Consider the following 18,377-nt stretch of genomic DNA (forward strand, 5'->3'; position numbering starts at 1 on the left):
ATTTTTTTAAGCTCCAAACATTTTATGTTTGGAGCTATTTTTTACTTAATTGATGCGCATTGGCGCTTTGTCTCAATATTTGAGATATAACATTTATTTTAGGAGAGAATATGCCTGCATTTGTTGATAGAGCAAGAATATTTGTCAAAAGCGGTAAGGGTGGCGACGGCCATATTTCTTTTAGAAGAGAGAAATTCGTTGCTAACGGTGGCCCCGATGGTGGTGACGGCGGAAAAGGCGGCGATGTAGTTGTAGTCGTTGATCCCGGTGTAAATACACTTTCCGATTTCCATTTTGGTGGTAAATATAAAGCTGAAAACGGCGAGGATGGCGGAAAAAGAAGATGCCACGGTAAACAGGGTAAGGACATAGTTATAAAGGTTCCTGAAGGTACCGTTATAAAGGATGCCGCAAGCGGAAAAGTAATTGTAGACATGTCAAAGGACACTAAAGAGTTTGTGCTTCTTAAAGGTGGAAAAGGCGGTAATGGTAACATGCATTATGCAACAAGTACCATGCAGGCTCCGCGTTATGCGCAGCCCGGTCAGCCCGCTAAAGAGCTTGAGATTTTACTTGAGCTTAAGATGATAGCTGATGTAGGTCTCGTTGGATTCCCCAATGTCGGTAAATCAACATTCCTTACAAAGGTGTCAAATGCCAGACCCAAGGTTGCAAACTATCATTTCACAACACTTACTCCTATGCTTGGCGTTGTAAGTCTTAATGATGCTAAGGGATTCGTAGTTGCCGATATCCCCGGACTTATTGAAGGTGCAGCAGAGGGTGCCGGTCTTGGTCATGAGTTTCTTCGTCACATTGAGAGAACAAGGATGATGATCCATGTTGTAGATGTTGCAGGGACAGAGGGCAGAGATCCGTTTGAAGACATTGAAGCAATAAATAATGAGCTTTCCAAATACAATGCAGATATCACAAAAAAGGTGCAGGTCATAGCAGCAAATAAGATTGATATGCTTCCTGATGGTGAAGACAGTGAGATCATAGGAAAGCTTAGAGATAAATATGAACCTTTGGGAGTAAAAGTATTCGCTACATCCACCCTTACAGGAAAGGGTATCAATGAGCTTTTATATTACATTAGTACAGAGCTTGATAAGATTGGCGATACAACAGTTGTATTCGAAAGTGAGTATGACCCTGAAGTAGAGCTTAAAGAAGAAGCAGAAGCATTCTCAGTTACTTATGATTCCGACGAGAAGGAATATGTTATCGAAGGACCTAAGATTGAAAAGATGCTTGGTTATACCAACCTTGATTCTGAAAAGGGCTTTGCTTTCTTCCAGAACTTCTTAGAAGAAACAGGTATACTGGATCAGCTTGAGGCTCTTGGAATTCAGGAAGGTGATACAGTAAGAATGTATGGTTACAGCTTCGATTATTATAAGAATGCTGATACAAATACCGAAATGGAGGTAGATGATGAACTTAACCAGTAAACAGCGCGCATATTTAAAAGGACTCGCTCAGACAATCGAGCCTGTTTTTTCTATAGGTAAAGCTTCTATAACACCTGAAGTTACAGATTCTGTAGCAGAGTGTTTTAATACTAAGGAGCTGATTAAGGGAACAGTACAGAAGAACTGTCTTGATGATGTAAATGAAGTTGCAAGAACAGTTGCTGACAGAACAAGATCAACTCTGGTTCAGGTTATAGGGCGTAAAATTGTACTTTATAAACCTTTTAAGGATGAACCCGAAATCAAACTTCCTAAGTAACTTGGATACAATTTGGGTCTGCTTTTGTGATAAAATAATATAAATAGACTTTTATTTTTAACTAACACGAGGTATATATTATGGCACCCAGAAAAATTGGAATTGTAGGCGGAACATTTAACCCAATACATAATGTTCATTTACTTCTTGGTGAAGCAGCAAGAGAGCAGTTTGGACTTGATAGAATTATCTATATTCCTACAGGCAAATCCTATTTAAAACAGGATGAGGATATTCCGGCAGGTGAGATGCGCTATCAGATGGTTAAGCTTGCGATAGATAATAATCCATATTTTACCTGCTCAAGACTTGAAATAGACAGGGAAGGCAACACCTATACCATAGATACAATTAATGAGCTTAAGAAGATGTATCCCGGTGATGAGCTGTATCTTATCCTTGGCGGCGATACTTTTAAGCAAATTGAGAACTGGTATAAAAGTGAAGAACTTTTTAAGAGTTGTATTATTCTTGCAGCTGTAAGAGATAATATGTCCATAGAGGATATGGACAAGCAGCGCAGTTACCTTCACGATAAATATGGTGCAGACGTTCGCATACTTCAGTTCAGAAACATTGACCTATCATCCAGCGATATAAGAAAGAGACTTCTTTCCGGCAGATCCGTGAGATATATGGTTCCTGATTCTGTAATTGAATTTGCTATTCTTAAGAATATTTATTCAGGCGTTTCCGTATCAGATGACGATGATATGAAGGTATATGTTAAATGAAAACCGTTGAATTATCCAAAAAGTTCCGTAAGGAAATGCAGGATGCACTGAAATCTGAGAGATTTGATCACACTCTCGGGGTAGCATATACCGCTGCCAATATGGCTGCAATCTTTGATACAGATACTCAGAAAGCTCTTGTGGCAGGATATCTTCATGATTGTGCCAAGAACCTCGATCATGATGAGCAGATAAAAATATGCAAGAAAAACGGTGTTGAAGTATCAGATGTAGAAAGGCGTAATCCTTCACTTATTCATGCGAAAGCCGGAATGTGTCTTGCAAGAACTAAGTATGGAATAGAAGATGAAGAGATTTTAAATGCAATAAGATGGCATACTACGGGGCATCCCGGAATGACTACTCTTGAAAAAATTGTATTTATCGCTGATTTCATTGAACCAAACAGAAAACCCTTAGAGCATATGGATATTATTCGCAAGGAGGCATTTCGCGATTTAGACAAGTGCATGCTTTTAATTCTAAGGGATACTCTTAATTATCTAAAAAATATAGATAAAGAATGTGATTCTATGACCCAGGACACTTATGAATACTATTTAAGAAAGGCAGAAGAGAAATGAGTAATTCACATAGCTTAGAAGAATCAAAGAAAATGGTAAAGATCGCTGTTGAAGCTCTTGAGAACACTAAGGGCGAAGATATCGAGATTCTTGATATCAGTGAAGTATCATCCCTTGGTGATTATTTCATTATTGCAAACGGAACAAACAGATCTCAGATCCAGGCCATGGCTGACAGAGTAGAAGAAGAACTTTACAAAGCAGGCTACAAAAAGAAGGACATCGAAGGATATGAAAGTGCATTTTGGATCCTTCAGGATTTCGAGGACATAATAGTTCACATATTCGACAAGGAAAACAGAGTATTCTACGATCTTGAGAGAATATGGCGCGATGGCAAAAAGGTCACTAAAGACGAAATTTAATTAAGATATTAGAGGCAAATACTTATGTGATTTTCATAGGTATTTGCTCTTTTTTTATTTAAAAAGGAGGCTCAATCGAGCCTCCTTAATCTTTAATATAATCTAAGTACTCCGAATACTTTTCCAAGAATCTCACAATCATCAACGATAATAGGATCCATTGAATCATTCTCGGGCTGCAATCTTATGTGGCCGCTTTCTTTATAGAAGGTTTTTACGGTAGCAGAGTCATCAATAAGTGCTACAACCTGATCACCATTCTTTGCTGTATTACAACTCTGAACAAATATCTTGTCCCCATTATAAATTCCTGCATTTATCATTGAATCACCCTTAACATTAAGAATGAATGTATCTGATCCCTTAGGACACATAGATGCCGGGATAGGGAAGTAGGTATCTATATTTTCCTCTGCAAGTATCGGAAGACCTGCCGCAACCTGACCAACTACAGGTATGCTTACCATTTCTGTTCTTATCATATTAAAGCTGTCATCGCAGATTTCGATTGCTCTGGGCTTTGTGGGATCTCGCTTAATATACCCGTTCTTCTCAAGTGATGCGAGATGAGAGTGAACAGATGATGTTGACTTTAATTTAACAGTCTCACAAATCTCTCTGACTGTAGGCGGATATCCCTTATCCAGAATAACCTGCTTCATATATTCAAGTATTTCCTGTTGTTTTGCTGAAATTTTCCCTTTTGACATATTTCTCCCTCCAACAATTAGTATGAACCTACGTTCAGTTTATCACATATACACAACATATGCAAACATATATTCGCTTTTTAAAGTATACGCATAAATGAATACAAATAAACGTTATTAAAAGTGTGACATTTATGGGACAGTTCGTGATTTATTATTAAGACAGTTCAGAAAACCGCGGTGAAATAAATAAAGTAATAGATAAAGAAAAAACTTCATAAAATCACAAAACACCCACATAGATGTGAGTGTCCTGCGATTTTCTTATGAGGGGGAGATAGTGATTTCGTTCATCAACTATCTTGATACATATATTACTTTATAAATATGAACAAAATATGAACTGAAACGAATGATTTCTTTAAGATTTCAGAAAGAACAAATGTGCGAATTTTCTGTTGACAAATGAATATATGTTCGATATATTATTTTAAAGAACAGTTGTTCGCAACATTTGTTCGAATAATGGAGGGTATGAAATGAGCAGTGCAGTCGGTACAGTAAACGGAACAAACAGAACATACAGCAATTACGACGTAATCGAACAGAGCCGTATCAGATCTCTCAATAACAGGAAGAGACGCGAGAGACAGCTCCATCGTAGAATCATTATATTTGTAGTAATGACAGCAATGATTATATTCCTTGGAATGTTCCTGTCATTTTCATTCTTCTCTGATGCAAGTGCTGATGAGTCACATACACAGCACATTTATTATAAGACTGTATCAGTAACAGCCGGAGATTCTGTATGGAGTATTGCCAATGACAATCTTGATTCTATTCACTACAGAAAAGCACAGACTCTGGTTAATGATATTGCTAAGATCAACAAAATATCTACTGATGCCAAGCTTACAGCCGGCACTAACATAATAGTTCCTTACTATCCGGATGAAGTGAACTGACAATTAAACAAGTATTACTACAATTTAAAATAATTGTTGCTATATAGCATAAAAATATCCATTTTGTAAACTCAAATATGTTATAATTGTATTATTAAAAGACCATTCGAAGTGGAGGTTCTGTTATGAATACAATTATTACAATAGGCAGACAATTTGGTTCAGGCGGAAGAGAAATTGGCGTGAAGGTTGCTGAGTATTTTGGCATTAAGTTTTATGACAAAGAACTTCTTACCAGGGCTGCAAAAGAAAGTGGATTTGCTCAGGAGATGATTCAGGATCATGATGAGCGTCCCACAACTTCTTTCCTTTATAATCTCGTAATGGATACCTATTCATTTGGTTATAATTCATCAAGCTTTGTTGACATGCCTATCAGTCACAAGATTTTTCTTGCTCAGTTTGATACTATCAAGAAAATTGCTGATGAAGGTCCATGCGTAATTGTTGGTCGATGCGCTGATTATGCACTGGCTGATTATAAAAATGTAGTAAATGTATTTATCCATGCTGATGAAGAAGATAAGATAGAGCGTGTTATGAGCAGATATCCTGACATCACCACAAAGGATAAAGCATTAGAGATGCTTCTTAAGAAGGATAAACAGAGACAGAGCTATTATAATTATTACTCATCCAAGAAATGGGGCAGATCTGATACCTATGATCTTACAATTAATAGCAGCTGCCTTGGAATAGATGGCACTGTTAAGCTTATCACACAATTTGTAGAGGATTTCGAGAATAACGACTAAACATCATGGCTTATAATTTCTTTGCAACTATATCAAGAATGAAATATATAGAGCGCTGGGCACTTATGCGCAACTCAAGACAGGAGAATCTCTGTGAGCATTCTCTTGAGGTTGCGATGATTGCTCATGCGCTTTGTATTATTGGAAATATCAGATACGGAAAACATTTAGATGCTGAAAAAGCTGCACTTATTGGTCTTTATCATGATGCCTCAGAAATAATTACAGGTGACATGCCAACTCCTGTGAAGTATTATAATGAGGAGATTAAGCGCGCCTATAAACAGGTGGAGGCAATTGCTGATGTATCGCTTTTACATAAGCTTCCGGAGGATCTTCGACCTGCCTTTGAGGAAATTTTTAAAGCTCAGGAAGGCGAAGATGAAGAATACATGCGCAGGCTTGTGAAGGCTGCAGACAAATTGTCAGCGCTCATAAAATGTATAGAGGAGAAGAATGCCGGAAACAGTGAGTTTAGAACGGCAGAGAAGAGTACGTTAAAGTCCATTAATAAGTTAAAAGAGGATCTGCCTGAGGTTGAAGACTTTATGAATGATTTCCTTGAACCTTATGGAAAGACTCTTGACGAACTCTCATAAGTTATTGTTATGCAGAATGAATTATTTGAAAAAGCACCTATTCCAAAAGCATATATGAAAATGGCGATGCCTGTAGTTATGGGTATGATCGTTACGCTTGTATACAACCTTGTTGATACATATTTTATAGCGTTAACGGGAAATACAGACCTAATTGCAGGTATTTCTATTTGTGCACCTTTATTTACGCTACTGTTGGCAATCGGCGATATATTTGGTATCGGCGGAAGTTCAGTTATTTCAAGACTTCTTGGAGCAAAGAAAGAAGATGAAGCAAAAAAGAAGAGTACATTTTGCTTCTATACCGCTATAATAACCGGAATTATTTTTACTGTATTAATGCTTATTTTCAAAGGCTCTATACTAAGTATTCTTGGTGCAACAGAACAAACCTACATATACGCAGAGCAGTACTACAGATGGCTGATTCTTGGTTCAACCTTTGTAATTTTCTCATTGGTTCCCACAAACCTTCTGCGTGCTGAGGGAGCATCATTAGCATCCATGATAGGTTCCATCATCGGAACGGTTATAAATATAATACTTGATCCGATATTTATCTTTACTCTGGGCTTTGGCGCTGCCGGAGCTGCAATGGCTACAATTATTGGATATATTTCAACATGCACATTTTTTATAGTTTATATACTTAAAAAGAGCAGAATACTTTCATTATCACTTAGAGGATTTAAACCTGAATTTCGGTCATTATCCGAGATTCTTGTTATAGGTCTACCTTCAAGTATTTCAAATCTTATGCAAACCATTGGAATTACACTTACCAACAGATTCCTGATGCCTTACGGCAATGACAATATTGCTGTAATGGGTATTGTTCTTAAAATAGTAAATATCGCACTTCTTGTACTTGTTGGATTGGCATTTGGTGGTCAGCCTATTATGGGCTATAACTATGGTGCAAAGAACATGGCCAGATTAAAGAAAACTCTTAGATTTGGTATAGCAGTAACCGGTGGTTCCGGTCTGTTCTTTACGATAATACTATCATTACTTGCACATCCAATAGTTTCAAGATTCTTAAGTGATGAGGGATTAATTTCTCTTGGCGCTAAAATGCTCAGAATGCAGCTTCTTGGAATGCCTCTTGTTGGTGTATGCCTTATATTTATCTGCTCATTTCAGTCAACAGGAAAAGCCCTTAGCGCTTTTGTATTATCTGCCTGCAGGCAGGGAATTGTTTACCTTCCTGTGATTATCATTGCATCAACAATGCTTGGACTTAACGGTGTTATATCTGCACAGGTTATTTCAGATATCGTTACAACAATAATTGCGTTTTTTATCTTCAGAAACAGTTTGTATAAAGAAATTAAGGCTTATAGCAAATAACCAATAGCCAAAAACAGAGTTTCAAATCAGTTTCAGCGAAAATATTTAAGTAAAATTATCAAATTATTGATATTCATAAATCCTGTATTAGTGTGATTGAGCACGGAAACGCACTTTTGTCAAGAACGAATTTTGAATAGAATTGTTCATTTTTCGTAATTTTTTTCTCGCCTAATATTTAATATACTTATCCTACACGAAATCTAAAGTATCAAATTCGATTTGAATAGTTCTTTTATTCAAATAGATGGGAGGGCGAGATGGAAAAAAACAACTATTACTTGAGAAATACGGCCTTAATTATAATTTTGGCCATATTCATTACTTTGGTGCCCTTAGTATCATTATTTACTAAGTCCAAAAATGAAACATCAACTTATCTTGCTGATAACAGCGCAAGTGAAAATGTAATTGTAGATCAACAGACAATTGCAATGGACTTAAATATTTCAAGTTTAATAGCTAAAATAGTTGAATAAAGAATATTATATAAAGAGAAATAGAATATAGATGATAAAAATAGCACCAATCGATTTGATATCGATTGGTGCTTCTTTTTTACTTTCTACTGATTTCGAGAATTTTATGAAGAAAGATCTGTTTTCTTAGGAAGTCTTCCTTAAGAGGAATAATATTACGATACTGTGCTACTTTTCATACCGGCAAATTGTGGATTCGCAGGAAGCGGATGTCTGGCTTCATTAAGCATTCTAAACTGAGATGGCGGAATACCCGTACTTTTTCTAAAGGCTCTCGTAAAGGCTGTACTGCTGGCAAAACCTGCCTGATAAGAAATATCGGTAATCGATAATTCAGGATTGGACAGGAGTGTTTGAGCATAGTTTATACGCATCTGCTGCAAATATTGATAAAAGGTAGTTCCAGCATAATCTGAGAAAATTCTCTCAAAATGATATTTGCTGAATCCTGCGAAGGCTGCCACATCCTCCAAAGATATATCCTCAGTAAAATGCTCTGAAAGGTAAGTACAGACATTAGCAAGAGATATAGTATTTTTATGTGCCAAAGCAGATGAAACAGATTCAGGAGCCTGGAAGGATGCCATGTTTTTGCCACACAGAACAATAAAATGCATAAGTATCGAGTAAATCTCAAGTTCCCCATAGGGATCAAGCTCTGTAAACGACATAAGGCTGTGACCAAGGCGGCCTTCACTCATCTGAACAGGCGGAGCAGAGCCAAAATACAATTCTTTAATTTCATCCAAATGATTACATAGCTGAGAATATAAGCTCTCAGGACAGTTCTTTTTCCTTATATGAAGTGCAGGAGACATGAGTCTGAATGCCTTGTCTATTTCCTTTAACGCCGTAAGCCTTGAAAAATCGGCCTGAATATAGACTCTTGTTCCAAAGGAAAGAGAGAAGATTTCATGCAAAACAGCAGGGCACACTAAAAGAATATCGCCCTCTTCAAGATCATAAGTCTGAGTTCCGCATACAACCTTGTATGGAGACTCTTTAATCCAGATTATCTCAATATCTGTATGCCAGTGAGGAGGATAATCCGTGTGCTCCTGATTGATATACATTCGAAGACTTGTGTTTTTCTTATGCTTAACACTTTCCTTTACTCCATCAAATTTAACTCTCATATTCCAAGTCCCCACATTTGGAAAAATAGCATTTTTTGACAGGTTACATAGAAGTCCATAATTGCCATTATTTTCGAAAGATTTCGAGAAATAATAAACAAAAATTTATATTTGATAGTAATTATAACATATACATATATGAATAAAAGTGGAAAATATGGCAAATTGTACACCATATATTAAAAATCAATTAAATAACGTTGGCGTTTTGCATAATAAAAAAGCAATATTTGTATATTAGATAGCAATTTTTCACGAGCAAAAATTAACAGTATAATTTATTGTTAATTCATAAAGAAACAGATAAATGTTTTACAAAAATGATATTTTCAGACTAATTATCTGAAAGTATCGAGCAAATCATAAGGAGGGTTATGTATGAGTAAAAAGTTATTAGCTACCTTGTTTGCAACAGTTTTCACTGTTACAACAATTGCCGGCTGTGGTGGTGGATCATCAGCACCTGCTACAACAGAACCTGAGCCTGCAGCTACCGAAAGTACCGAAAGTGCAGATACTACTGAAGCCACTGATACTACTGAAGCAGCTGAGACTACAGAGACAGCAGATGCTACCGAGGCTACCGATACAGCATCAGGCAAACAGACTGATGGTAAGAATCTGCCTACACTGACAACCGAGCCTATGACGATCACTCTTTGGGATATCGCTACAGAAGATCCCGGAAAGAGCACTCAGGAAGCAGCTGTTCAGAGATTCATGGCTGATTATCCCAACATCACTGTTAACCAGGTTCACCAGCAGAACGATAACTACAAACAGCAGCTGGTTGTAGCAATGAGTTCAGGACAGGCTCCTAACATGTACATTCACTGGGGTGGCGGCCCTATGGCTGAGTACTACAAGTCAGGTTTCGTAAACGATATCACTGATATGTATGCTAAATACGATCATCCGGATTTCATCGACGCAGCAGTAGCACAGTCAACCTATGATGGCAAGATGTTGGCTATTCCTTTCGGCGGACTTTCAGGATGTGACGTTTTCTACAACAAGACAATCTTTGCTGACCTTGGTCTTGAAGTTCCCACAACCATCGATGAACTTGAAGAAGTTTGCGCAAAGCTTAAAGAGAACGGCATTACTCCTTTCGCACTTGCAAACGCTTCCAAGTGGACAGGCTCCATGTACTACATGTACCTGGTAGCCCGTCACTCAGGAAATGCTGAATTCGATGCAGCTTATACACAGGAAAATGGCGGATCATTCACAAGTGAAGCATTTATCTATGCAGCTGAGAAGATTCAGGATTGGGTAAAGAAGGGGTACTTCCCGGATGGTGTGAACTCTCTTACAGCTGATGATAACCAGGATAGAGCACTCCTTTATGATGGCTCTGCAGCAATGATGCTTCACGGCTCATGGCAGGTTTCCGGTATCAGAGCAGACAGTGAAGAGTGGTACAACGAGAACGTTGGCGTATTCCGTTTCCCTGAAGATGCAGAAGCTAAGGCTAAGGGTGTTCCTCAGGACGTTGAAATCGGAACAGCTATAGGTAATGGATTCTCATTCAACTGCTTCAAGGAAGATGGTTCTGTAGACCAGGATATGCTTGATGCTTGCTATGTACTTGCAACTCAGTACTACAACGATGACACTTATAACCAGACACAGGTTGCAAACGGAACAATTCCTTCAATCAAGGGCTTTGAGCAGGGTATCGACGATCCTTGTAACAAGGTTGTTGTAGACGTATTCTTCAACGCTTCAAACGTACAGCTTTGGTATGACCAGTATCTGCCCGCATCTGTAACAGAAGTTCATAAGAACTGCATGACCGAGCTCTTTGGTCTTGAGAAGACTCCTGAGGAGATCGGACAGGAACAGGATGAAGCAATGCAGAAGGCATTAGCAGAAGAGTAATAGAATAAGACATTTAATTACTTAGCTGCGGCTGGATATTAAAACCGCTGCCCGCAGGATCACTATTTTCCTGCGGGCAGTTTTACTTATTATTCGCCTAAGGGCGACAGGAAGGAGATAACGTGGATAAAAGTAACAATATGGGGCTTGCTCAGGCAAAAGCAAAGAGTACAGCCAAAGCAGCAACAGTGTTCCTGCTTCCGGCGCTCTTACTGATTGCAATTTTCATAGTATATCCCGTAATTGATACATTCGCTATCAGCGGATATAAATGGAACGGCATCTCGGCAGGAAGAGTATTTATCGGTCTTGATAACTGGAAAGCTCTTTTAAAGGATGCAATGTTCTGGAAATCATTTCAGCACAATCTGATAGTAATGGTATTTTCCATACTTATTCAGATTCCTCTCGGTATGCTGCTCGCAACATTCCTTGATGCCGGAGGCAAAAAATTCAATATCTTCAAAGTAATATGGTTTTTACCTTATCTTATGAGTTCAGTTGCTATAGCATTCCTTTTTAACTATGCTTTGGCAACAAACGGAGGAATCATTTCTTCTCTGGCAACACTTATAAATGGTAAAAGAACCACAATCGATTTACTTGGTACAGCACCTAATGCACTTTACACAGTTATCGGTGTTATGGCATGGCAGTTCACACCTTTTTATATGGTTTACTTCATCGCCGGATATGGGAACATCGATACCACGATCTATGAAGCTGCTGTAATCGACGGTGCTACCAGAGGGCAGTACATTCGCATGATTGCCATACCTCTTCTTGGACCGATCTTCAAAACAGCCTGCACAATGTCTCTTATCGGATCACTTAAGTACTTTGATATGATCTGGAACATGACTCAGGGCGGTCCTTCAGGTTCTACAGAGCTCATGGCGACCTACATGTACAAACTTTCATTCCAGCAATTTAACATGGGCTACGGTTCCTGCGTGGCAGCCGGAATGTTCATTTTGATAACGGCAATCGCATTACTCTTTAACAAGGTATTTAAGGTTAAGGAGGAATATTAAATATGACAGATAACAATTTGAATGGTGGTACTATGGCAGTAGATATAAACAGTCTCGGAAAATCAAATGATACTGATTATCGCATGTCCAAGATAAAATCCAGGATCGCATGGACGATAGCAATTATCTTTGCGCTGATGCAGCTTGTCCTTACGCTTACACCGTTTTTCTTTATGATAATGAACTCCTTCCGTAAGCAGTTCGATATGCTACAACAGGGTGTTTTCCATCTTCCGGATCCCTGGTATTTCAACAACTATGTAGAGGTTGTTACCCATGGCTTCTTTGGATATTTCTTCCGAAGCGTGCTGGTTGTTGCGATTTCTCTGGTGCTTATGCTTATAATCTCATCATTTGCGGCATATCCTCTTGCAAGAATGAGATTTAAGTTAAATCCCTTTATCTACGCAACGATAGTAGCAATGATGTCGGTTCCCATGCACGTAACACTTATCCCTATCTTCAAGCTGACAACTACCGTTGGATTCTACGATTCACTTAAAGCTCTGATAGGTCCCTATGTTGCATTTGCACTTCCTATGTCAGTTTTCATTCTTACAGCATTTATGAAAACTATCCCGAGAGAGATTGAAGAATCCGCAGAAATCGATGGCTGCAATCGATATCAGAATTTCTTTATGATGATCCTTCCTTTATCAAAATCAGGATTGTCAACACTTGCAATCTATAACGGCGTTTCAATGTGGAATGAGTTCGCATTTGCAAATACCTTACTTATCAGCCCTGAGCACAAGACATTACCGCTTGCTCTTGGACAGTTTAAGGGTGAGCATTCCCTGGATATCCCGATTATCATGGCAGTTCTTACCTTATCAGTACTTCCCATGATCACACTCTTCATCGTGTTCCAGGATAAGCTCGTTAAAGGTATGATGGCAGGTGCTGTTAAAGGCTAACAGAAATTCCTTGTGAAAACAGAAAGGACAACTCGGTATGAAAAAAGATAAAACTTACAGAATGACTTTCGACGAAAAAGCCAGACAAATAGTTGGGGAACTTAGTCTTGAAGAGAAGGTCAGCCTCATGGCCGGCAATATTGATGCCACATCCATGAAGGAAAGCGAAATAATGGAGCTGGTTCTTGGAACCGAAGAAGGTGCCCATTATAATGTAAAACCTTACGAAGCAGGCGGACTTCCGGATAAAGGCGTACCTCCCATGAAATTCGCGGATGGTCCCAGAGGTGTTGTTTGCGGAAATAACCAAACAACCTGTTTTCCTGTTTCCATGGCAAGAGGTGCAACCTTTAATCCTGCACTGGAAGAAGAAATCGGACATGCCATAGGTCAGGAGGTAAGAGCCTTTGGCGGCAACCTTTTTGCAGGCGTTTGTATCAATCTTCCTTACAATCCCGGATGGGGCAGAAGCCAGGAGACATACGGTGAAGAGACCTATCAGATAGGAAGAATGGGTGCTTCTCTTGTAAAGGGTGTTCAGAGCGAAGATATCATGGCATGCGTAAAGCACTATGCTTTTAACGACATGGAAAATGCCAGATTCAAGGTTAGCGTTACCTGCGATCAGAGAACCGAGCAGGAGGTATATCTTCCTCACTTTAAGGACTGCGTAGATGCAGGCTGTGCAAGCATTATGAGCTCCTATAACCGCTATAATGGCGTACAGTGTGGTCATCACAAATACCTTTTAAGTCAGGTTCTTAAAAAGGAATGGGGCTTTGATGGCTTTGTAATGTCAGATTTTTGCTGGGGCGTTCTTGATACTGTAGAAGCAGCCAACGGCGGACAGGATATGGAAATGCTCTGGACACAGTTCTTTGGTCCAAGACTCGTTCAGGCTGTTAAGGACGGCTTTGTTCCCGAGAGCAGAATCGATGATGCGGCTGTCAGAATCGTTCGTACCATTCTTGCTTTTGATAAGGACCACAAAGAATATGACATGTCAGTTGTAGGTTCAAAGGAGCACATAGAGCTTGCAAAGAGAGCTGCTGAAGAAGCTATAACACTTGTAAAAAATGAAAATGTCCTTCCTTTGGATAAAGGCATTAAAAAGATTGCAGTTGTTGGTAAGCTTGCTGACGCCAACGTAATCGGAGATCAGGGATCCAGCTGGGTTAGACCTCCCTACGTTAAGACACCTCTTCAGGGAATAAAAGAAGCTGTACCTTCAGCGGAAATTCTTTATTCAGACGCTTCAAATCTCGATGAAGTAAAGAAAATCGCTTCTGAAGCAGACGCAGTTATATATGTTGTTGGATATAACCATGATGATGAAGGCGAATTCATTTCATCAGACACAACAGATAATTACACAGGAGCAATCGGCGGTGACAGAAAGAAAGGTCTTGGCCTTCACGATGAAGATGTAAAGCTCCTTCAGGAGACAGGAAGCATCAATAAAAAATCCGTTGTAGTTCTTATCGGCGGTAACATGATCATGATGACAGACTGGATAGATAAAGTGAACTCCGTGCTCATGGCATATTATCCCGGAATGGAAGGCGGAACAGCCCTGGCTGAGATAATCTTTGGCGACGTTAATCCTTCAGGAAAACTTCCTTTCGTTGTTCCTTACAAAGAAGAAGATCTTCCGAAGGTTGACTGGGAAGCCACAGATCAGTACTACGAGTATTACCACGGATACACAAGACTTGATAAGAATAACGTTAAGCCCCTTATCCCATATGGATTCGGACTTAGCTATACCACCTTCAAGATCAGTGATCCCAGCGTAGCTGTTGAGGGTGATGAGCTTGTTGCAAAGGTAACTGTTGCAAATACCGGTGACAGAGACGGCGCTGAAGTCGTTCAGCTCTATGCAGGCTTTGAAAACTCTGCTGTAGATCGTCCGGTTCGACAGCTTCGCGGTTTTGAGAAGGTATTTTTAAAAGCAGGAGAGTCCAAGGTTGTTACTGTTAAGACACCTATCGAAAAGCTTAAATATTACAATCCTGTAGAGCGTGAATGGGTTCTTGAAAAAATGGAGTATTCTATTTACCTGGGATCCAGTGAAGCCCTGGAAGATTTAGTAAAAACTCAGATAACATTGTAACCTGAATAAAGTTTTTCATGGCCGGAGAGAGACTTTCTTTCTCCGGCTTTTAAGAAAAGAGGATTTCCTATGAAAATTTACGTAAATGCTAATGCGACACATGATGGAAATGGAACTCAGGCGCTGCCTTTTAGAAGAATAAATCAGGCAGCTGCAATTGCAAAGCCCGGCGATGAAGTAATTGTAGCTCCCGGAACCTACAGAGAATACGTTGATCCAATAAATGCCGGCACAGAAGAAAACAGAATAATTTACAAAAGCGAAAAACCTCTTGGCGCCATAATCACCGGTGCTGAGAAAGTAACAGGTTGGAAAAAATTCGAGGGTGACGTATGGGTTACCAAAGTAAAGAACGGTATATTTGGTGAGTATAACCCCTATACAACCCTTGTTTACGGCGATTGGTATTTTGCTACGCCAAATAAACATACAGGCTGCGTATGGCTTAATGATGAAGCGCTTTACGAAGCAGTAACCCTTGATGAATGCATAGAAGGCAAAGTTTATGAATGCTCATGGGATCCTGAGAATTCCAAGAAAAAATGGTATTCTGAGCAGGATACCGAAAACGACGAGACTATAATTTATGCCAATTTTGGCGGAGCAGATCCTAATAAGGAAAACGTCGAAATAACTGTGAGACGTGAATGCTTTATGCCGGGAAAAGAGGGCATAGGCTACATCACAGTCAGCGGCTTTAATATCAACAAAGCTGCGACCACCTGGGCTCCCCCTGCAGCATATCAGGACGGTATGATCAGTCCTCACTGGAGTAAGGGCTGGATCATAGAAGACTGTGAGATATGGGGCAGTAAGTGCGCCGGAATATGCGTGGGCCGTTACTACGATCCTGACAACAACCACTATTACACAACAAAGCATGTAAAGAGCCCCACTCAGATGGAAAGAGATTCCGTATGTCGCGGTCAGTACTATGGATGGCTTAAGGAAAAGATCGGCGGTCATATCATACGTCGTAACAACATCCATCACTGCGAACAGGGAGGTATAATCGGTCGTCAGGGCGGTGTTTTCAGCATAATTGAGGACAATCATATTCATCACATCAACAACATGATGGAGCTTGGCGGTGCTGAAATAGCAGGTATCAAAATGCATGCAGCAATCGACGTTGTTATGCGAAGAAACCACATCCATCACTGCACAATGGGCATCTGGTGCGACTGGGAAGCACAGGGAACACGCATCAGCCAGAACCTTCTTCATGACAATGAACGTCCATCCTTTGCAAAACAGCTCCAGGGCGGCATGACCTGTCAGGATATTTTCGTAGAAGTTGGTCACGGTCCTACGCTTATCGATAACAACATTCTGCTTTCGGATGTATCACTTCGCGTTGCAACTCAGGGTGTTGCCATGGTTCATAACCTCTGCGCAGGCTCATTTACAATGGTTGGATCAGGCACCAGCTGGAGATATACACCTTACCATATTCCTCATAGAACAGAGGTTATGGGTTTTATGACCATTCTTCATGGAGATGATCGTTTTTATAACAATATTTTCATACAGAAATGGCCATCAGATGACTGGGTTCTTGAAAATGACTCAAATCCCAACGAGAAACAGATTGAGAACAGAAAGGTTGGAACCTACTGCTGGGATGAGTATCCTACTTATGATGAATGGATAAAGCAGTTCGATATGGAAGAAGAGTATCCCAACATGAGAAAACATGAGGCTGCTCACTTCTCACATCTTCCCGTATGGATAGATGGAAACGCCTATTTTGAAGGTGCAACCCCCTGGAAAAATGAGAAAAATGCCTTTGTTGACAACTCCGGCAAAGTAACAGTAGACGTAGTTGAGAAAAACGGAGACTGGTTCCTTGATACCAACATTTACGAGGTCCTTAATTCCTTCAAGGTTGACATGATATCAACTGAGACACTTGGCGAAGCCTTTGAGCCTGAGCAGAAGTTCGAGAATCCTGATGGAACACCAATTACCTTTGATGTTGATTTCCTTGGAAACCACCGTGGTACAGACATCCTTCCGGGTCCCTTCACCTCAGGGGATGCCGCAAAAGAAAAGCTCTATGGCAAACTGGCTATAGAGTAATTTGATCATAAACTGAAAGCACCGGCTGTCACGTTATGGCAGGCCGGTGCTTTTTCATTTAAATCATTATTTGTTTTAGCTTTATAGGTTTTATCCTTTATTTTTAAATATAATAATAGCTGGCTTAAATCTTGAATATTTTTTCTGCGAACTATAAGATATTTTTGTAAAGATTCTAATCACTACATAGTAGCGAGGATATCTGTATGAAGAACCATATGTTCAGGTTTAAGGCAAGTCTTGCAATAATAATTTCCATTTCATGCATACTTTCATTAACAGCCTGCGGCAAAAGATCATTAATAGGCAACACTGATATCCGTATGGGAGATCTGGAAATAACAATAGGCCAAATAAGCCATGAAGGCCTCGTTGAAGAGTATCTTTGGGATGGATCAGAGGAAGGATTGACTATAGACATTCCGGATGTCACCGATGAAGGCGAGAAAATTACAGAACTTGGCGGCTTCAAGAATATTGGAGTTCCTGATTTTTTCGGAATTAAACTAAAACCATTCGATGAAGGCTTCGAAGAGTGGACAGGTCCTTATGGAAAACCTCTTCAGGAAGGTACCCCGGAATGGAAGGAAGCTAATAATGCCAGGATAGAATATATGAAACAGAATCCTTTATATGAAAAAATAGTAGACTATAAAGGTGAAGATGAGTCCTTATATGATGCGCCAATTTCCTTCGAAAAACTTACCTTCACAATAAATCTTGGAAAAAATATCAATAGTGTAGATATTTACGGTGGTTTCGTTAATAATCCATACGTTGGTTTCAGGCAGGATGATGGTAGCATTATCTTTTATGAGCCAGCTGTATACTTTAATTGTGATGAGCAAAACGAAACCTTTTATTCCAAGGATGGAATCCTGTACTCCAGAAAAGATGATGAGAAGCAGGAGTTTCAGATGCCTTATCCTGACTGATTAAGCAAAGCAGGAGACTATTTTCAATGAAAAAAGAATTAGTTTTGTTGAAATT

General features: G+C 39.5%; 18 protein-coding genes. 16 read left to right on the forward strand and 2 right to left on the reverse strand.

Translation table 11 applies throughout. The features are described 5' to 3' along the window. Window positions 1–110 precede the first annotated feature (110 nt). The 5 genes from obgE to rsfS all read left to right on the forward strand — a co-directional run bounded on the left by obgE (window position 111) and on the right by rsfS (window position 3,420). Window positions 111–1,457, forward strand: a complete 1,347-nt coding sequence (obgE, locus tag G608_RS0102175; protein WP_026494639.1) for a GTPase ObgE — start codon at window positions 111–113, stop codon at window positions 1,455–1,457. Then, window positions 1,441–1,737 (forward strand): ribosome assembly RNA-binding protein YhbY, encoded by a 297-nt coding sequence (gene yhbY / locus G608_RS0102180; protein ID WP_026494640.1) that lies wholly within the window; start codon window positions 1,441–1,443, stop codon window positions 1,735–1,737. Before obgE ends, yhbY begins: the two co-directional genes overlap by 17 nt. 80 nt (window positions 1,738–1,817) lie before the next feature. After that, complete coding sequence (nadD, locus tag G608_RS19560; protein ID WP_035794310.1) at window positions 1,818–2,471, forward strand: nicotinate-nucleotide adenylyltransferase; 654 nt, start codon at window positions 1,818–1,820, stop codon at window positions 2,469–2,471. Beyond that, a complete protein-coding gene (gene yqeK, locus G608_RS0102190) occupies window positions 2,468–3,055 on the forward strand; it encodes a bis(5'-nucleosyl)-tetraphosphatase (symmetrical) YqeK (protein WP_026494641.1) in 588 nt (195 codons plus the stop codon). The genes nadD and yqeK overlap by 4 nt, the downstream gene beginning before the upstream one ends. After that, window positions 3,052–3,420 (forward strand): ribosome silencing factor, encoded by a 369-nt coding sequence (rsfS, locus tag G608_RS0102195; RefSeq protein WP_026494642.1) that lies wholly within the window; start codon window positions 3,052–3,054, stop codon window positions 3,418–3,420. The genes yqeK and rsfS overlap by 4 nt, the downstream gene beginning before the upstream one ends. Before the next feature lie 92 nt (window positions 3,421–3,512). Here rsfS and lexA read toward each other — a convergent pair whose 3' ends face one another. Further along, complete coding sequence (gene lexA, locus G608_RS0102200) at window positions 3,513–4,130, reverse strand: transcriptional repressor LexA (protein WP_026494643.1); 618 nt, start codon at window positions 4,128–4,130, stop codon at window positions 3,513–3,515. Between the two features lie 479 nt (window positions 4,131–4,609). On the opposite strand from lexA, the gene G608_RS0102205 reads away from it, so the two are divergent. The 5 genes from G608_RS0102205 to G608_RS0102225 all read left to right on the forward strand — a co-directional run bounded on the left by G608_RS0102205 (window position 4,610) and on the right by G608_RS0102225 (window position 8,221). Further along, window positions 4,610–5,038 (forward strand): LysM peptidoglycan-binding domain-containing protein, encoded by a 429-nt coding sequence (locus G608_RS0102205; RefSeq protein ID WP_026494644.1) that lies wholly within the window; start codon window positions 4,610–4,612, stop codon window positions 5,036–5,038. A 125-nt stretch (window positions 5,039–5,163) separates the two neighbouring features. Next, window positions 5,164–5,793, forward strand: a complete 630-nt coding sequence (locus G608_RS0102210; RefSeq protein WP_026494645.1) for an AAA family ATPase — start codon at window positions 5,164–5,166, stop codon at window positions 5,791–5,793. A gap of 5 nt (window positions 5,794–5,798) precedes the next feature. Then, the gene (yfbR, locus tag G608_RS0102215) at window positions 5,799–6,392 is read left to right on the forward strand and encodes a 5'-deoxynucleotidase (protein ID WP_026494646.1); all 594 of its coding nucleotides are present in this window, start codon (window positions 5,799–5,801) and stop codon (window positions 6,390–6,392) included. Window positions 6,393–6,401: 9 nt separating this feature from the next. Beyond that, the gene (locus G608_RS0102220; RefSeq protein ID WP_026494647.1) at window positions 6,402–7,742 is read left to right on the forward strand and encodes an MATE family efflux transporter; all 1,341 of its coding nucleotides are present in this window, start codon (window positions 6,402–6,404) and stop codon (window positions 7,740–7,742) included. 260 nt (window positions 7,743–8,002) lie between these two features. Continuing rightward, the gene (locus G608_RS0102225; RefSeq protein WP_026494648.1) at window positions 8,003–8,221 is read left to right on the forward strand and encodes a hypothetical protein; all 219 of its coding nucleotides are present in this window, start codon (window positions 8,003–8,005) and stop codon (window positions 8,219–8,221) included. A 155-nt stretch (window positions 8,222–8,376) separates the two neighbouring features. Here the strand turns inward: G608_RS0102225 and G608_RS22100 are convergent, their stop codons facing one another. Next, the gene (locus G608_RS22100; RefSeq protein WP_026494649.1) at window positions 8,377–9,357 is read right to left on the reverse strand and encodes an AraC family transcriptional regulator; all 981 of its coding nucleotides are present in this window, start codon (window positions 9,355–9,357) and stop codon (window positions 8,377–8,379) included. A 378-nt stretch (window positions 9,358–9,735) separates the two neighbouring features. Between G608_RS22100 and G608_RS19570 the strand changes: the two genes are divergently transcribed. The 6 genes from G608_RS19570 (at window position 9,736) to G608_RS0102260 (ending at window position 18,322) form a co-directional block, all read left to right on the forward strand. Further along, window positions 9,736–11,241 carry an extracellular solute-binding protein gene (locus tag G608_RS19570; RefSeq protein ID WP_051208724.1) on the forward strand — a complete coding sequence of 502 codons (1,506 nt, stop codon included), beginning with the start codon at window positions 9,736–9,738 and terminating at the stop codon, window positions 11,239–11,241. A 122-nt stretch (window positions 11,242–11,363) separates the two neighbouring features. Continuing rightward, window positions 11,364–12,275 (forward strand): carbohydrate ABC transporter permease, encoded by a 912-nt coding sequence (locus G608_RS0102240; RefSeq protein WP_330366846.1) that lies wholly within the window; start codon window positions 11,364–11,366, stop codon window positions 12,273–12,275. Between the two features lie 2 nt (window positions 12,276–12,277). Next, complete coding sequence (locus G608_RS0102245) at window positions 12,278–13,192, forward strand: carbohydrate ABC transporter permease (protein WP_330366847.1); 915 nt, start codon at window positions 12,278–12,280, stop codon at window positions 13,190–13,192. 37 nt (window positions 13,193–13,229) lie between these two features. Then, complete coding sequence (locus G608_RS0102250) at window positions 13,230–15,305, forward strand: beta-glucosidase family protein (RefSeq protein WP_026494652.1); 2,076 nt, start codon at window positions 13,230–13,232, stop codon at window positions 15,303–15,305. A 69-nt stretch (window positions 15,306–15,374) separates the two neighbouring features. Next, window positions 15,375–17,387: a right-handed parallel beta-helix repeat-containing protein gene (locus tag G608_RS0102255; protein ID WP_026494653.1), complete on the forward strand. Its 2,013-nt coding sequence runs from the start codon at window positions 15,375–15,377 to the stop codon at window positions 17,385–17,387. 206 nt (window positions 17,388–17,593) lie between these two features. After that, window positions 17,594–18,322 carry a hypothetical protein gene (locus tag G608_RS0102260; RefSeq protein WP_026494654.1) on the forward strand — a complete coding sequence of 243 codons (729 nt, stop codon included), beginning with the start codon at window positions 17,594–17,596 and terminating at the stop codon, window positions 18,320–18,322. Window positions 18,323–18,377: the final 55 nt, after the last annotated feature.

The organism is Butyrivibrio sp. WCD3002 (genome assembly GCF_000424265.1).
In the GTDB taxonomy this organism is placed as follows: domain Bacteria; phylum Bacillota; class Clostridia; order Lachnospirales; family Lachnospiraceae; genus Butyrivibrio.

What these genes read in the sequence shown, in the direction of transcription:
- G608_RS0102245 (WP_330366847.1), top strand. Translation starts at nt 12,278, where the DNA reads ATGACAGATAACAATTTGAATGGTGGTACTATGGCAGTAGATATAAAC.
- G608_RS0102250 (WP_026494652.1), top strand. Translation starts at nt 13,230, where the DNA reads ATGAAAAAAGATAAAACTTACAGAATGACTTTCGACGAAAAAGCCAGA.
- yqeK (WP_026494641.1), top strand. Translation starts at nt 2,468, where the DNA reads ATGAAAACCGTTGAATTATCCAAAAAGTTCCGTAAGGAAATGCAGGAT.
- G608_RS0102220 (WP_026494647.1), top strand. Translation starts at nt 6,402, where the DNA reads ATGCAGAATGAATTATTTGAAAAAGCACCTATTCCAAAAGCATATATG.
- G608_RS0102260 (WP_026494654.1), top strand. Translation starts at nt 17,594, where the DNA reads ATGAAGAACCATATGTTCAGGTTTAAGGCAAGTCTTGCAATAATAATT.
- obgE (WP_026494639.1), top strand. Translation starts at nt 111, where the DNA reads ATGCCTGCATTTGTTGATAGAGCAAGAATATTTGTCAAAAGCGGTAAG.
- lexA (WP_026494643.1), bottom strand. Translation starts at nt 4,130, where the DNA reads ATGTCAAAAGGGAAAATTTCAGCAAAACAACAGGAAATACTTGAATAT.
- G608_RS0102205 (WP_026494644.1), top strand. Translation starts at nt 4,610, where the DNA reads ATGAGCAGTGCAGTCGGTACAGTAAACGGAACAAACAGAACATACAGC.
- rsfS (WP_026494642.1), top strand. Translation starts at nt 3,052, where the DNA reads ATGAGTAATTCACATAGCTTAGAAGAATCAAAGAAAATGGTAAAGATC.
- G608_RS0102225 (WP_026494648.1), top strand. Translation starts at nt 8,003, where the DNA reads ATGGAAAAAAACAACTATTACTTGAGAAATACGGCCTTAATTATAATT.
- yfbR (WP_026494646.1), top strand. Translation starts at nt 5,799, where the DNA reads ATGGCTTATAATTTCTTTGCAACTATATCAAGAATGAAATATATAGAG.
- G608_RS22100 (WP_026494649.1), bottom strand. Translation starts at nt 9,357, where the DNA reads ATGAGAGTTAAATTTGATGGAGTAAAGGAAAGTGTTAAGCATAAGAAA.
- G608_RS0102255 (WP_026494653.1), top strand. Translation starts at nt 15,375, where the DNA reads ATGAAAATTTACGTAAATGCTAATGCGACACATGATGGAAATGGAACT.
- nadD (WP_035794310.1), top strand. Translation starts at nt 1,818, where the DNA reads ATGGCACCCAGAAAAATTGGAATTGTAGGCGGAACATTTAACCCAATA.
- yhbY (WP_026494640.1), top strand. Translation starts at nt 1,441, where the DNA reads ATGAACTTAACCAGTAAACAGCGCGCATATTTAAAAGGACTCGCTCAG.
- G608_RS0102210 (WP_026494645.1), top strand. Translation starts at nt 5,164, where the DNA reads ATGAATACAATTATTACAATAGGCAGACAATTTGGTTCAGGCGGAAGA.
- G608_RS19570 (WP_051208724.1), top strand. Translation starts at nt 9,736, where the DNA reads ATGAGTAAAAAGTTATTAGCTACCTTGTTTGCAACAGTTTTCACTGTT.